Below are 14,996 nucleotides of genomic sequence, written 5' to 3' on the forward strand. Positions count from 1 at the left end.
AAAGTAATTGAGAGAAAAATTAAAGAGGCACAGGGAATATTCCTTGTGCCTTTTCTCTTTTAGAAACCCTTGGATTGATAAATTAGTGTTTTGAAACTAAAAAGCTTTAAGAATAATGGATATAAATGTATCTCTTTTAAAAGAAATCTGTGAAATCGCAGGAGCACCTGGCTTTGAAAAGCGAGTTCGTGATTTAGTAGTTGAATTAGTAACTCCTATTTCGGATGAGGTGAAAATCGATAATCTGGGAAATGTGATTGCGATCAAAAAAGGAAAAAGAAACCCAGATGGAAAGCGCGTGATGGTCGCTGCACATTTAGATGAAATAGGTTTTATAGTTACCCATATAGATGAAAATGGATTCTTAAGATTCCATACTCTAGGAGGATTTGACCCAAAAACACTAACTGCCCAGCGAGTGATAGTCCATGGAAAAAAGGATTTAGTAGGAGTTATGGGAAGCAAGCCAATTCATGTGATGTCAGCGGAAGAAAAAACTAAACTCCCAAAAACAACAGATTTTTTTATCGACTTGGGAATGACAAAATCTGAAGTGGAAAAATTTGTCACTATAGGTGATCCAGTGACAAGAGATCGTGAATTAGTAGAAATGGGAGACTGCGTCAATTGTAAATCAATTGATAACCGTGTAGCCGTTTTTATTCTTATTGAAACTTTGAAAAAACTTAAAAATCCTCCATTTGATGTGTATGCTACATTTACAGTTCAGGAGGAAGTAGGAATAAGAGGAGCAAACGTTGCAGCCCATGGGATCAATCCGGATTTTGGAATTGCTTTGGATACGACGATTGCATTTGATGTACCCGGAGCTCAAGCTCATGAAAAAGTGACAGAACTAGGAAAAGGAACTGCAATTAAGATCATGGACGCTATGACCATTTGTGATTATAGAATGGTTGAATTTATGAAGCAGACAGCAGATCGAGAAAATATAAAATGGCAACCAGAAATATTAACTGCTGGTGGAACAGATACTGCCGGAGTACAAAGAATGGGAAAACAGGGAGCCATAGCAGGAGCTATATCTATTCCTACAAGACATCTGCATCAAGTGATTGAAATGGCCCATAAACAGGATATTTCAGATTCCATTTCTTTATTGACTGTTTGCTTGGAGCAGTTGGATAAATATGACTGGAAACATTGAAAAAACTTTTAAAGTAAAGCTATCCTATCCGGGATAGCTTTACATATACTGACTGAAAGAAGTTTTTATAATAGCATTTTTAGTAAAATCAGGCCTTCTTTTTGCAATTTATTGTGGTATGAATACGGAATCATTCATACAAAACAAGGCGAGATTGAAGGAAAAAATTAAAGTTGAGCCATTTCTTTCCTTTGGAAATAAGGAGAAGATTTTTGTAAAAGGTCGAGTAATTACATCCTACAAGCAAAAAAGACCGAAGTCAAGTATTTCTTGGTTTAAGAATATTTTGGCAACTATTAGAAGGTATTCTGTAAAATCCATCCCAGAGGCACTTGTTGAGATACATTTTCATGGGCATAGATTCGAGGTCAGAACTGATGAAAATGGGGTTTTTGAGAAACACATTGAGGTGGAAAATCCCTATTTGGAAAACCCTGAATTTGTTAATTTCAAAGTTTTAGAACCGCTGGGGAAAAATAAATCTACCTTGGCTAGTAAAGAGGTGTTGCGAATTGAAAGCAATTCCGGAATTATCTCAGATATCGATGACACCATCTTAATTTCACATTCAACTGATATTGGTAAAAAATTTTGGCTTTCAATCTCAAAGAATGCTTACACAAGAAGACCATTGCCAGGGGTATCGGATTTTTATAATGAATTAACCCACCAAAGGGAAGTCCCTATATTCTATGTGTCAAGTAGCGATTGGTCTTTATTTGATTTGATTCGGGATTTCATGCTTTTTAGGAATATCCCTTTGGGCCCCACGTTACTAAAAGACAAACATATCAACCTGAAAAATATCTGGAAATCTGGTGGAGGAAACCACGATCATAAATTAGAGAAAATTCTTTTTCTTTTTGAGCTATACCCTAAGATGAAGTTTTTTCTAATTGGAGACAGTGGGCAGCATGATCCTGAAATTTATGCCAATGTGATTAAAAAATATCCAGATAGGGTACAGGCTGTTTTTATTCGATTAATAGGTCAACTAGGGATTAAACGGAAGGAAAGTATAGAACAATCGGTGGGTATGAAGAAATTTTTCTTTGTAGAGTCTTCCGATCAAGCACTGGAAATTGCAAGGAAAAATCAATTTATAAAAATAAGAAAATGAGAAAAGTATGTTTATTTATATTTAATCCTGTCTCTGGGGACACACCTATAGAGAAAGAGGAATTAGAAGAAATGGTTCGTGTAAAATTACCTGATTTTGAAACATTTATTGTTGAAACTTCTGGTTCTGATGACATAGATCGAATCCAATCAGCATATAAGAAAACCCGCCCTGAACTAGTTTTGATTGGAGGAGGAGATGGCACGGTAAAGTTGGTAGCAAAAGCATTGAGGGATACGAAAGCTCCATTTTGTGTAATTCCATTTGGGTCAGCAAATGGTCTTGCAAAATGTCTTGGAATCCATACTATTGAAGATTCTTGGGAGGCTATTCGATGTTATACCATTCATCCTATTGATGCGATTCAAATCAATGATGAGTTGTGTTTACATCTTGCAGATTTTGGTTTTAATGCCAACTTGGTGAAGAATTTTGAATCAAACGATGGCAGAGGGATGATCGCATACATCAAAGGATCGGTATCAGAAATTTTTACTACAGAACCTAAGCCCTATAAATTGAAAGTAGATGGGGAAGAAAAGCAGGTGATGGCAAAAATGCTTGTATTAGCAAATGGGGATCAGTATGGTACTGGCGCTTTGATCAATTATAAAGGCAAAATGAATGATGGAAAATTTGAAGTAATTGCCTTAAATCCTCAAAGTACAAAAGATTACATTCGAATGATCATGGCTATGTTTAGAGGCGATTTAGAAGAGCAGAATTCATCTATTTTTTATCGCTGTGAGTCCTGTGAAATTGAAAATGAAAAAGAAGTTGATTTTCAAATTGATGGTGAGTTAATGGGAAAGCCACAGTCTATAAACGCCAGGATAGAAAAACATGCATTTCAATTTGTCACTTCAAAAAGATTTTCGCGCTATAAAAAGAATCTTTCTTAGGGTTATTGTCAAATCAAACTGGAAGAATACCGGAGAATTCTCTAAATTCCTTTATTCATTTCTCAAAGCACTATGATTAGAAAAGTTTTTCAATTCGCCATTTTGAGTAGTATCCTTTTTTCTTGTACCCATAATAAAGCAGAAGTTACTGATATTTTTCATGAAGAACCAATTTCGGAATGGGTTCAAATGTTTAATGGCAAAGATCTAGATGGATGGACTCCTAAGATTTACCATCATGAGACCGGAGATAATTATTCCAATACATTTAGAGTAAAAGATGGGATCATCGAAGTCAATTATGATGATTACAAAGAGGGCTTTAATGACCGCTATGGGCATTTGTTTTATGAAAAGCCTTTTTCTTCTTTTCATATGACTTGGGAATATCGATTTACAGATCAATGGCTAACGGATGCTGCAAGCTACACTTATAGAAACAGTGGGGTTATGTTTCATTCTCAGGCACCAAAAACTATTTTAAAGGAACAGGATTGGCCAATTTCAGTGGAATGGCAAATGCTTGCTGAAGAGAAAGAAGGGGTTGCAAGACCTACTGGGAATATGTGTTCGCCGGGAACAGATGTTGTCTATGAAGGTAAAGTGGATCCTAGGCATTGTATTAATTCTTCTTCACCTACATTCAAATGGGATGACTGGGTGAGCGCAGAATTGATTGTATATGGAGATTCCATTGTACATCATTTAGTCAACGGAGATACTGTTTTGACATATTCTTTACCGCAAATAGGTGGTGGTGTTGCAAATGGTTATGATCCTGCTATTAAAATAGATGGACAGGCTTTAACATCCGGTTATATAGGTTTACAAAGTGAAGGCCAAGGAGTTTTATTCAAAGATTTGAGAATCAGAGAACTTTAAGTTTGTTTTAGTCTGTTCGATTAGATTTTTCTAATTAAATTAAATGGAATAAAAATTTTTAACATTTAATCTACATTTAATGGAATCAAAAAATGGTTTTTTAAAGATGACCATGGCGGAATTTGAGCCTTGGCTCCAATCCCAAAGAATTGCAAGAACAATTCTCACTGTTCAACAACATCATACATGGAGTCCAAGTTATATCCATTTTAATGGTAGCAATCATTTTGAACGTCAAGCTGCCATGAAGAATTACCATGTACGGAATAATGGATGGCAGGATATTGGACAGCATTTCACAACTTTTCCTGATGGGACAATTGTTACTGGGAGATCCTTGGAATCAACTCCTGCCTGTATATATGGAGCAAATAGAGACTCAATATGTATAGAGCATTTTGGGAATTTTGATAAAGGTGGGGATACCATGACAAATGATCATAGGGAGACGATCGTTAGAATGACAGCAGCAATTTGTAATAAATTTAGGCTTCCACTTAATAGTTTCAGCATCATTTACCACCATTGGTTTAATCTTGATACTGGAAAAAGGAATAATGGAACTGGAGGTAATAAATCCTGTCCAGGAACAAATTTCTTTGGAGGAAATAAAGTAGATGATTTTAATTCATTCTTCCTGCCTTTGGTAGCTCAACATGGACAGGGAACGGCAGGCACTTTAGCACCCCCAACAAGTATCCAGAAATATGTTACCGTTACAGCATCAGCTTTAAATGTAAGAGAAGCCCCAAGTGGTACAGCTTCACTTGTTTCAGGTAGAGAACCTGCTCAATTGGGAGCGATTTTGAGAGTTTATGATGAATCAAATGCCTGGCTGAAAATCTCAAATAGCCAATCACATTGGGTGTATGGAAGATATACTGAGGATGTAAAAAGAGCGACTGTCAATGCCAATGTCCTTCGGGTTAGAAGCGGGCCCGGAACTAATTTCTCAATCGTAGATAATTTGATGAAATCCGAAGAGGTTTTTATTTCAGAGGAGAGAGATGGCTGGTGTAAAATCAGTTTGGAAGAGAAGTGGTTAAGCAAAGACTACCTAGACTTTTCCTGAAAAAAAGTGTAAGAAAAAAACCGGAGAATTTAATTTGCTCCGGTTTTTTCATGTAGACAGAGTCTTAGAATTTATCCAAGCTTTGCCAGGCTTTCTTCCAATGCTTTTATTTTCCCCTCAGCATCTACCAGCTTTTTTCGTTCCATTTCTATGACCTTCGCAGGAGCTCCATTTACGAATCGCTCATTACTTAGTTTTTTCATCACTGAATTCAAGAACCCTTTTGTGTAGTCCAGTTCCTTCTGAATATTGGCTTTTTCCTCTTCAATATTAATCGAATCACTCATTGGAATAAAACACTCATCAGATTTTACCACGAAGCTGATGGCATTTTCAACCTTTTCCCCAAAGTTTAGAGAGGAAAGATTAGCAAGTTTGTTAAGTACGGATTCAAACCGTTTATATAGATCGCTTTGAGAAGTTTTAATTGTCAAATCCAAAGCTTCTTTGGGAGACATTCCCTTGGATGCTCTCAAATTTCTCACTTGGGAAACTACTTCAAATATTTGATTTGCTTCTTCAATGATTTTTTCTTCGAATTTCTTTTCTTCAGGCCATGAAGCTAGAATCAAGGATTCCTCTACAGTTCTTTCTCTGATTTGGTGCCAAAGTTCTTCTGAGATAAAAGGCATAAATGGATGCAGAATTTTAAGAATATCCTCAAAAATCGAAATCGTCTTATCGTAGGTTTTCTGATCGATCGGATGCTGATATTCCGGCTTGATCATCTCTAGATACCAAGAACAGAAATCTCCCCAAACCAACTTGTAAGTAGTCATCAGGGCATCAGAAATTCTGAATTTTTCAAAATGCTCATTGATTTCTACTAACGCTTGATTGAATCGATTTTCAAACCAATCTATGCTAGACTCATTATCTGAAACATCCAAGTTTGGATCAATTTCCCATCCTTTTACCAATCGGAAGGCATTCCAGATTTTGTTGGCAAAGTTTCTTCCTTGCTCCACCAATTTATCATCATAAGGCAAATCATTTCCCGCAGGAGATGAAAATAACATTCCTGTTCTGACACCATCAGCCCCGTTTTGGGCGATGAGTTCCAATGGGTCTGGAGAATTACCCAAAGATTTAGACATCTTTCTCCCAAGTTTGTCGCGGACGATTCCTGTAAGGTATACATTTTTGAAAGGCCTCTCACCCATGTATTCGTAGCCTGCAATGATCATTCGTGCAACCCAGAAAAACAAAATTTCCGGTGCAGTTACCAAGTCATTAGTAGGATAATAGTATTTCAATTCCTCATTAGGTTTTCCAGTTGAGAAAACCTTGGGATCAAAAACAGAAATAGGCCAAAGCCAAGAGCTGAACCAAGTATCCAGAACATCTTCATCCTGCTTCAAGTCAGCTGCGGTAAATTGTTCGTCAAATTGTTCATTTGCTATTTTCAATGCCTCTTCGGCTGTTTTTGCTACGACAAACTCACCATTAGGTAGGTGGTATGCGGGAATTCTGTGTCCCCACCAGAGTTGACGGGAAATACACCAGTCCCGTACATTTTCCATCCAAGAACGATACATGTTCTTGAATTTTGGCGGATACAATTGGATAACATCTTCCATTACAGCGCTTAGTGCAGGTTTGGTGATTTCATCCATTTTCAGAAACCACTGCAATGAAAGCTTTGGCTCGATAACTGCATCTGTTCTTTCAGAATGACCGACATTGGATTTGTAATCTTCGATTTTTTCCAACTGGTCAATTTCTTTAAGCCTCTTCCCAATCATTTTCCTTGCTATAAAACGATCTTCACCAACTAGTATTTGTGCCTTTTCATTCAAAGTACCATCGTCATTCAAAATGTCAATGACCTCCAATTTATGTTTCAGTCCAAGCTCGTAGTCATTGATGTCATGCGCTGGGGTTACTTTCAGGCAACCTGTACCAAATTCCATATCCACGTATTCATCTTCGATAATAGGGATTGGGCGGTTGATCAAAGGAACAATAGCCTTTTTTCCTTTCAGATGAGTAAATCTTGGATCGTTTGGATTGACACAGATCGCCACATCGGCCATGATAGTCTCAGGTCGGGTCGTAGCAATGGTCAAAAATTCATTTTCAGTTCCTTCGATCTGATATTTGATATAGTATAGTTTTGAGGCAATTTCTTTGGTGATTACCTCATCATCGGAAAGCGCAGTTTTTCCTTTTGGGTCCCAGTTGACCATACGGATTCCACGATAGACTTTCCCTTTTTTGTGTAAATCCACAAAAACAGAAATTACAGCATCACTTAAGCCTTCATCCATTGTAAAGGCAGTACGGTCCCAATCGCAGGAAGCGCCCAATTTTTTGAGTTGTTCCAAAATGATTCCGCCATATTTCTCTTTCCAGGACCAAGCATGTTTTAAGAATACTTCTCTCGAAATTGACTTTTTGTCAATTCCTTGCTCTTTCAGGAGGTTTACTACTTTGGTTTCTGTAGCAATAGAAGCGTGGTCTGTTCCAGGTACCCAGCAAGCATTTTTGCCTTGCATTCTGGCCCGTCGGATTAATACATCCTGAATGGTATTATTCAGCATATGTCCCATGTGTAGTACCCCTGTGACGTTTGGTGGAGGGATTACGATGGTGTAAGGCTCTTTATTCGGATCTACTTTCGAAGAAAAAAGCTTGTGCTCCATCCAGTAAGCATACCACTTGGCTTCCGTAGAGGCTGGATCGTATTTGCTGGCAATAGACATAAATCGGATTATTAATTGAGGTGCAAAAATAGGGGAAAAATAGGATTTTGGTTGAACAGATGAGGCTTAATTGAACTAGAAATCAAAAAAGCTCACTGAAAAATCAGTGAGCTTTATAAAAATTTAAATATTAATTTTCTCCAACGTACTCATCCCAACTTAGTTCTGCTTGTGGATGAGGGAATTCTGTAAATATTGTTCCCCCGTCGTAGCTTGTTGGAATTTCGTCCAGTCTGTTATATCGGCGCGCATCAATCCAACGATGTCCCCAAGGTTCTGCCCAAAGCGAATATCTTCTTTGATATAAGATCTCATCAATCAAGGCGTCCATACTTGTACCTCCGGAATAATCTCCCAAGCCTGCTGCATTTCTGATTATATTGATTGCTTCAATAGCTTGATCTGATTGATTTAAATTAGCATGAGCTTCTGCTTTCAAAAGAATTAATTCTTCATTTCTAATGAAAGGAATCGGTGAGGTATTACTCGCCCATCTGGCATCCTGATGAGTACCCACTAGTGCCCCAGCATCCGTGGTAACGGTGACAGGATTTGTACGCTCAAGAAATTTACTTGCAACTCTCAAATCACCTGGTGTCGCATCATCCAATACAGAAGGGTGAACGACTACAATCGTATTTACTTCTGCATTTGGAACATAATAGAGGGGGTTGAATATGTCAGGAGCAGCTCCATAAGGATGTGCAGGACCTCTCTCAAGATCTCCATCTAAATCCATAAAAGAAGCATCCAGTTCAGTCAGAACACTTTGCCAATCTTTTCTATAAGCGTCCAGCCTTGCAGTAATGGCTCTATTTACTTGTTGAAGTCCCGGAATCGTCTTAAATCCATCGAAACCACTTGTTAGTTCAAAAGGAAAATCACCCGACCCTGCTGCGCCAAGAGCCTGAAAACCTTCATCCAAGATTGCCTTAATTTGATCTAAAGCCTGATCATAAGGGACAAATGGACCTGGGTTTAGTGGGTCTGAGACATCCATTCTGATTCCGTTGGAGTATACGAAGTTGGCAGGGATCATAAATTGATATCCTTGGATTGTTTTCGCAAATCCTACCACAGCGCTTTTTGAACTTGCAGTTATACTCTCTGTATTTTCAGCGGCAAGCTGAAGAACATCTGCTTGATTAATAGCTTGATATGGAGAGGCCCAAGAGCCACCCCCTGTGTTGCCGAATCCAAAATAAGAGTTGTCAGGTACACGTCCATTTTGTCCTAGCCAATCTGTTTGGAACCTTGGATCTGAAGCATTCAAGTACCATATCTCTCTTCCAAAGGTATTCCAAGATCTTGCCACACTCGTAATGTAGCCTCTATGTCTGGATTCAAGTCCTGTGATCAAAAATTGAATCTGTTCTGGGCTTGCATTATTAGCGATACTTCCGACCGAGGGATTGTTTGGATCCTGTATTTCGTCTAATTGAAGTGGGTTACATCCGAAGAGTAAACCGGCGGCAATCAGAGTTATTCCTAGTTTGTTTGCTATATATTTCATGATTAAGCCGATTAAAAGTCAATAGTTAAATGAAAGAAAATTCTCCTTGGAGTAGGATAAGGAGCAATGTCCACGTTGTTGGCCACTGCCTGAGCACCAAATGTTGAAGTCTCAGGATCGTAACCCTTATAATCCGTAAATAGAAAAGCATTATTTACGGAAGAGCCAACGCGGATATTTTGAACCGTATTTCCAAACCATTCGCCAAGCGTGGCTTTAGGTATGGTATAGTAAAGTCCGATCTCTCTAACTTTTACAAAGGTTGCATCTTGAACCCATCTTCCTGCGTTATTATAAGGCTCTGGAGGTCGCTGACGACCATTAGGTGTTCCATCGTTATTATCATCATCAAACCAACCGTTTGTTGTTCCACCGCCGTCAGTTAGGAAGGATGTAAGGTTTATATTATCTCCACCTTGTCTCCAGTCAACAAGAAAAGATAATTCTAGTCCATTGAAAATATTGAAGGTGTTGTAAAAGGACATATTAAAATCTGGCTGAGCATTCCCCCAGATGGTAAAACCTCCCGGGATGGAAGGGTCTGCAGGAGTACCCACAATAGTAGTTGGAGAATATCCCTCTGCATAAAGAAACGTACCTAAGCCAGCACCAAAACCTCCAGAAATGTAAGTAGGTATTCCCAGACGGGTCATTTCAATATCATTCTGCCAGTAAAGAATTCTGGAAAACCAGCGGAAATTTGATTTTTCTACAATTGTACCAGATAATCCCAATTCCAATCCTTTGTTTTGAAGCTCTGCCTCGTTACTTGGGGTGCTGTTTACTCCGGTGGAAGGAGCCAGGTTTAGGTTCTGAAGATTGTTCTGGGTGTTTTTGATGTAATAAGTTGCTTCCAGACTAAGGCGACTATTAAAGAAACCTGCATCAATACCGAACTCAAGCTCAGTGGCTGTCTCAGGCTGAATTTGTGTATTTCCAATAGAGGTAGAAACAGTAGAACCAAGAAGTCCACCGATATTGGTACCTCCTAGTGGAGTAAAGGTTGCTCCAAAGGCAACAGGACCTGCAGTCTCTCCATATGCAATTCTTGGCTTCAACTGACTTATGGCGGAGCTATTGAAGAAATCAAAGTTTGCAAGATTTATTGCTAAACTCGCTCTAGGGAAAGCATAATACTTATTAGGGTCTCCATTCAAAGTAGACTTATCCCATCGAATACCAACTGTACCAATAATCTTATCTTCATAATTTGCTTCTTGTTGTAAGAAAATACCTGCTTCCTGTATTTCACTTTCAAATTGGCTGTTGATCTCTTGAATAGCAGCTTGCTGAAGATTTGTTTGACCTGGTACTAGGCCTCTACCTCTGTTGAAAAGTGAACTGTTGTTAAAGTCAAGTCTTACCAAACCTGCCTGAGAATTCATATTAACTTTTCCTAAATTCCAGTTGTATACCAAAGCTGCCTGGAGATTAGTATTAAAACTTTCTTGACGGCCTATCAGAATATCACCTGGATTTGCCTGTCCTCTTTGAAACTGTAAAAACTCCGGTAAGTAAACTGTAGTAGAATTTTGGAGGTAGTCCAATCCACCTGATATACTGGCTCTCAAGAAACTGTTAGTAGTATTAAGCAAATCAACGTCAAGTGTAAAAGCCTGAATAAAACGATTCACTTCAGAATTGTTAACCCCATTATCTGTGATTGCAACAGGATTGTCAGAGAAGTAAGGGTTTACAGGATAGGTGCCATCTTCATTTCGTCTCAGATCAAAATAATTGGGAACATAAGCAATGCTATAACCTATACTAGCACCTGTATTATTCTGATTTCCGGTAAATCCTCGATCCGTATTGGAACGAATATAGTTAGAGGAAACTCCAAGTTTAATTCCATTAGTTATGTTGTGGTCGATGTTTGCTCTTACTGAATATCGCTCAAACCCGGTTTCTTTTACCGTACCATCTTCTGATGTGATGCCTGCAGATACGAAAAATTTTGTTTTTTGATTTCCACCGGAAACATTAATTCTTGAATTGAGAAGAAGTGCTTGATTGTTATAAAAGTAATCTTCATAGTCTATAAAGTTTCCTGAAGATTGGGCAGCTCTGAATCTTTCTAACTCAACAGGTCTTCTGGATTCTGGAAAAAAGAAATTGATCTTCTCTTCAGACCAGTCATCTACGCCTAGCAACCTAAGTGGTTGTGCAAATCCTACATCCTGGGATAAAGAAACAGTTGTACGTCCTTCAACACCTCTTTTTGTTGTAATAATAATTACACCTGCATTTGCCCGAGTACCATAAATGGCAGCAGCAGAAGGACCTTTAAGGATTTCTATTGTTTCGATGTCCGCTGGATTAAGATCAGCAAGTCTATTGGAACCATCATCCTGATTAGATCCACCAGCACCCGAAACAGATGCACGACCTGTTCGTTGAGAAGCATTATTAATATAGACTCCATCAACGATGATAAGTGGCTGAGAGGCTCCCTGCAAACTAGAGATTCCTCTCAATTGAATAGAAATACCTCCTCCAGGCGCACCACCATTAGAGCGGATTGTGGCACCTGCTACTTTTCCGTAGAGTGCCCCATCGGTGGTTTGAATTGTGGTAGTCCCTGTAAGATCTCTAGCTGAAACAGAAGAAACCGCATTTGCCAGATTACTTCGTTTTACCGAAGATGCCAGACCAGTTACTACAACTTCCTCAAGATTTGTCGCATCCTGCTTCAGTTGTATGTTTAAAGAGTTTAGGGAAGGGCTTACATTCACTGTTTGAGAAAGATATCCTATGGAGGAAATCACTAACTCTGCTCCTTCATTTGAAGGGATTGTCAATGTAAATGTACCATCTAGGTCTGTAATCGCTCCTGTTGTGGTACCTTTCAATAGGATACTTGCTCCTATCAAAGCCTCTCCTGTTCGTTCATCAGATATAGTACCTGATACCGTATATTGGGCCCAAGCCCAACCGACCGAGAGCCACATCATGGCTATCGTTGCTAGTAATTTGTAAGGTTTTGACATAAAAAAGAATATTTGGTTTTGTTTAATTTCTAAAAATTCTATCAGCTATAAAAATTGTTTACCTATACGATTAGGATTTAATTATATGAATGGAAACTACAGGTGACGTTTTGACCAATCTATTATTTTTAAATGTTCTGGAAATAATAAAAGATGGTAAGTTCCATCTTTTATGTTTGAATTAAGTTAAGATTGATTTTAATAAGTTATGATCCGTATTGTTGTTCTATTCAAACTTTTACCTCCATGATGAATGGAGTTAGTAACTATCTCACCTCCTTCTTTCATCCTGACTTCCTTGCCACAGCTTTCTCAGGATCATATTTGTTAGATGGGTTCCTCTAGCTTGAATATTTTCCTTTCTTATCAAATGTTAGATATAAAAAAATGATTTTTGAATAGTTCTTTTATTAATGAAGATCTTAATTCGGATAATATTATTTAGGATGTTTAATCCTGAAACCCGATCCCTAACCTGGGAGTATCAGCGGGACAGCATCAATACTTAATTCCTTTTATTACAAAGACTCTGTCTTCTTTTGCCAACTTTAAAATAGCTTTTTCTCCGACTTTTTTTCCAATTAATAGTTTGGCTATAGGAGAAATAAAAGAGATCTTATTCTTAGAAATATCAGCCTCGTCCACACCTACAATTTGATAGCTTTGAAGCTTGGGGGTTTTTCCGATTTTAAGGGTGACCGTAGCTCCAAAGCGGATTTCACTTTTTGGTTGCTTGCTCAAGTCTACAATTTTTGCTGTGGAGATCCTCTCTTCCAATAAATGGATTTTGGCAGTGATGAAGTTTGATGTGATGCGTTTTTCCTGTTCGGTACTTCCTTCAAAATTTGCCTTCTCTTCAATGAGTGCTTGTTTTTCAGCAATTAATTCATCCCATCCAATTTGGGTAACATAATTGGTCAATCCATTTGGGATTTCAGCTCTAGGCGGAACAAGTGGAGTTACTTCCTGATCATCTTCTTTTACAAATCCTCTACTCATATCGTGGTCTTTATTATCTACCTTAAATAAGGCATAGAACAGGAATTAAGTTTCATGTTTTCGAATTGAGAAAAAGAACAATTGGAAAGTAGATTTTGATAACCTAAACTATACTCGGGTTTATGACCTAATATTCCCAATTTTTCCCAGATGTGTATGGTTAAAGCTATCGTTAAATTTCAAGCTATAGCCCATGATTCTATCAAAAGAAATATGCGCAAATAGGATAATCCCAACTAGTATCAAATACCCATTTCCAAATGCAAGTCCTTAAATGCAAAGACTTGCAGCGACCAAACCGTGATTGAAAAGATTATAAAAGAAGGCTCCAGTTTTTGGGGTGGTTAAATATGCGATCATTCCTATGTCTGGGGCTAGTAAAAGCACTGGAAACCACCACCAGCCAAAATCTAATCTGCTAAATAAATACAGTGGGAGCAGAAATATTGCTGCTTCTTCCAGTTTTGATTAGTTTCGGATTTTCTAGTGAATTATGGAGAGAACAATCATTTTGAAGGAAGTTTTGCTATAATTTTTGCATCATCATAAACTTGTTATGAACGGCCACTCACCTTAATAACAATTTTCCCCTTATGTTTTCCTTCTCCGAAGTATTGAATTAGATCTGCCGTATTTTCTAAAGTATAAGGGCCATCTATTTCAGGTGAAATTTTATTTTGGATTATTAATTGGGCAATTTCATCCAGCCCTTCATTTGGTTTTAGCCCCAGTATTTTAAGTTTTTTGGAAGAGAATAAGGTAAATATCATTCCCCAAAAAAGTACAGAGATTAAACTGCTAGGGTTACCTCCAATAGTTACATAGATTCCAGTTGGCATTAAGGCACGTAAATATGAAAATGGAGATTTGGTTGATTTACAATCCAGAATAAGATCATACTGCTCTCCCGTTTTTGTGAAGTCTGTTTTTTTGTAGTCGATCACCTGGTCATAACCAAGGGATTTCATCATCCCCAATTTCTCGTCTGAGTCCACTCCAGTTACCTCACAGTTGCTGAGCTTAGCTATTTGAAGTCCTATTGTTCCTACACCTCCTCCTCCGCCATTGATAAGGACTTTCTGCCCTTTTTTTATCTTTGCTATCCCACGAAGTGCTTGAAGAGCTAAAAGAGAAGCATGGGGAATTGCCGCTGCTATTTCAAAACTCAATTCATCAGGCTTGACAAGTACTGCATCCTCATGGATACCGATATACTCAGCAAAAGTCCCGAATCCAAAATTTGAAATATCTCCAAATACAGCATCCCCAACTTTTAGTTTGCTAACCTTAGCTCCAATGCCCTCTACCACACCTGCCAATTCCATTCCTACGATTGGATTCTTGGGTTTGGATAGTCCAAATAACAGCCTATGCAAATAGGGCTTGCCCCGGACCATGCTCCAATCATAATCATTGACTGTAGTAGTATAAATTTTAATCAAAACCTCGTTTTCCTTAAGATTAGGGATTGGTATTTCTTTCAACTCAAGTACTTCTTTTGGTCTTCCGTACTTCTCAAGTAAAATGGCCTTCATGTTGTATAGCTTTCATTCGTTCAAATCCCCTTAGCATTATTTCATTGATGAAATCATGTTAATACATTTAAGGATTACCTTCGATAAATTTCATTTTAGGTTAAGATGTA

The 14,996-nt window shown here is 38.1% G+C and carries 10 protein-coding genes and 1 pseudogene; 5 read left to right on the forward strand and 6 right to left on the reverse strand.

The annotated features are described in order from the left end of the window. The first annotated feature begins 115 nt into the window (after window positions 1-115). From AAGF08_RS02445 to AAGF08_RS02465, 5 genes are all read left to right on the forward strand, one after another. Window positions 116-1,168 carry a M42 family metallopeptidase gene (locus AAGF08_RS02445; RefSeq protein WP_343509342.1) on the forward strand — a complete coding sequence of 351 codons (1,053 nt, stop codon included), beginning with the start codon at window positions 116-118 and terminating at the stop codon, window positions 1,166-1,168. Between the two features lie 118 nt (window positions 1,169-1,286). Then, window positions 1,287-2,288, forward strand: coding sequence for a phosphatase domain-containing protein (locus AAGF08_RS02450; RefSeq protein WP_343509343.1), 1,002 nt, complete (start codon window positions 1,287-1,289; stop codon window positions 2,286-2,288). Continuing rightward, on the forward strand, window positions 2,285-3,190 hold the full coding sequence (locus AAGF08_RS02455; protein ID WP_343509344.1) for a diacylglycerol kinase family protein: 906 nt from the start codon (window positions 2,285-2,287) through the stop codon (window positions 3,188-3,190). Before AAGF08_RS02450 ends, AAGF08_RS02455 begins: the two co-directional genes overlap by 4 nt. A 72-nt stretch (window positions 3,191-3,262) precedes the next feature. Beyond that, window positions 3,263-4,072 carry a DUF1080 domain-containing protein gene (locus AAGF08_RS02460; RefSeq protein WP_343509345.1) on the forward strand — a complete coding sequence of 270 codons (810 nt, stop codon included), beginning with the start codon at window positions 3,263-3,265 and terminating at the stop codon, window positions 4,070-4,072. A 79-nt stretch (window positions 4,073-4,151) separates the two neighbouring features. Then, a complete protein-coding gene (locus tag AAGF08_RS02465; protein WP_343509346.1) occupies window positions 4,152-5,144 on the forward strand; it encodes an SH3 domain-containing protein in 993 nt (330 codons plus the stop codon). A gap of 71 nt (window positions 5,145-5,215) precedes the next feature. On the opposite strand, the gene AAGF08_RS02470 is transcribed toward AAGF08_RS02465, so the two are convergent. The 6 genes and pseudogenes from AAGF08_RS02470 to AAGF08_RS02495 all read right to left on the reverse strand — a co-directional run bounded on the left by AAGF08_RS02470 (window position 5,216) and on the right by AAGF08_RS02495 (window position 14,886). Then, the gene (locus AAGF08_RS02470) at window positions 5,216-7,849 is read right to left on the reverse strand and encodes a valine--tRNA ligase (RefSeq protein ID WP_343509347.1); all 2,634 of its coding nucleotides are present in this window, start codon (window positions 7,847-7,849) and stop codon (window positions 5,216-5,218) included. Between the two features lie 130 nt (window positions 7,850-7,979). Further along, the gene (locus AAGF08_RS02475) at window positions 7,980-9,362 is read right to left on the reverse strand and encodes a RagB/SusD family nutrient uptake outer membrane protein (protein ID WP_343509348.1); all 1,383 of its coding nucleotides are present in this window, start codon (window positions 9,360-9,362) and stop codon (window positions 7,980-7,982) included. A gap of 11 nt (window positions 9,363-9,373) precedes the next feature. Beyond that, window positions 9,374-12,352, reverse strand: a complete 2,979-nt coding sequence (locus tag AAGF08_RS02480) for a SusC/RagA family TonB-linked outer membrane protein (protein WP_343509349.1) — start codon at window positions 12,350-12,352, stop codon at window positions 9,374-9,376. 498 nt (window positions 12,353-12,850) lie between these two features. After that, on the reverse strand, window positions 12,851-13,351 hold the full coding sequence (locus tag AAGF08_RS02485; protein WP_343509350.1) for a GreA/GreB family elongation factor: 501 nt from the start codon (window positions 13,349-13,351) through the stop codon (window positions 12,851-12,853). A gap of 120 nt (window positions 13,352-13,471) precedes the next feature. Next, window positions 13,472-13,813, reverse strand: a pseudogene (locus AAGF08_RS02490) (DUF4260 domain-containing protein). A 92-nt stretch (window positions 13,814-13,905) separates the two neighbouring features. Then, on the reverse strand, window positions 13,906-14,886 hold the full coding sequence (locus AAGF08_RS02495; RefSeq protein ID WP_343509351.1) for an NAD(P)-dependent alcohol dehydrogenase: 981 nt from the start codon (window positions 14,884-14,886) through the stop codon (window positions 13,906-13,908). Window positions 14,887-14,996 lie beyond the last annotated feature (110 nt).

Origin of the sequence: Algoriphagus sp. SE2, assembly GCF_039563885.1 — a bacterium.
Classification (GTDB): Bacteria; Bacteroidota; Bacteroidia; order Cytophagales; family Cyclobacteriaceae; genus Algoriphagus.

What these genes read in the sequence shown, in the direction of transcription:
- AAGF08_RS02445 (WP_343509342.1), top strand. Translation starts at nt 116, where the DNA reads ATGGATATAAATGTATCTCTTTTAAAAGAAATCTGTGAAATCGCAGGA.
- AAGF08_RS02450 (WP_343509343.1), top strand. Translation starts at nt 1,287, where the DNA reads ATGAATACGGAATCATTCATACAAAACAAGGCGAGATTGAAGGAAAAA.
- AAGF08_RS02455 (WP_343509344.1), top strand. Translation starts at nt 2,285, where the DNA reads ATGAGAAAAGTATGTTTATTTATATTTAATCCTGTCTCTGGGGACACA.
- AAGF08_RS02460 (WP_343509345.1), top strand. Translation starts at nt 3,263, where the DNA reads ATGATTAGAAAAGTTTTTCAATTCGCCATTTTGAGTAGTATCCTTTTT.
- AAGF08_RS02465 (WP_343509346.1), top strand. Translation starts at nt 4,152, where the DNA reads ATGGAATCAAAAAATGGTTTTTTAAAGATGACCATGGCGGAATTTGAG.
- AAGF08_RS02470 (WP_343509347.1), bottom strand. Translation starts at nt 7,849, where the DNA reads ATGTCTATTGCCAGCAAATACGATCCAGCCTCTACGGAAGCCAAGTGG.
- AAGF08_RS02475 (WP_343509348.1), bottom strand. Translation starts at nt 9,362, where the DNA reads ATGAAATATATAGCAAACAAACTAGGAATAACTCTGATTGCCGCCGGT.
- AAGF08_RS02480 (WP_343509349.1), bottom strand. Translation starts at nt 12,352, where the DNA reads ATGTCAAAACCTTACAAATTACTAGCAACGATAGCCATGATGTGGCTC.
- AAGF08_RS02485 (WP_343509350.1), bottom strand. Translation starts at nt 13,351, where the DNA reads ATGAGTAGAGGATTTGTAAAAGAAGATGATCAGGAAGTAACTCCACTT.
- AAGF08_RS02495 (WP_343509351.1), bottom strand. Translation starts at nt 14,886, where the DNA reads ATGAAGGCCATTTTACTTGAGAAGTACGGAAGACCAAAAGAAGTACTT.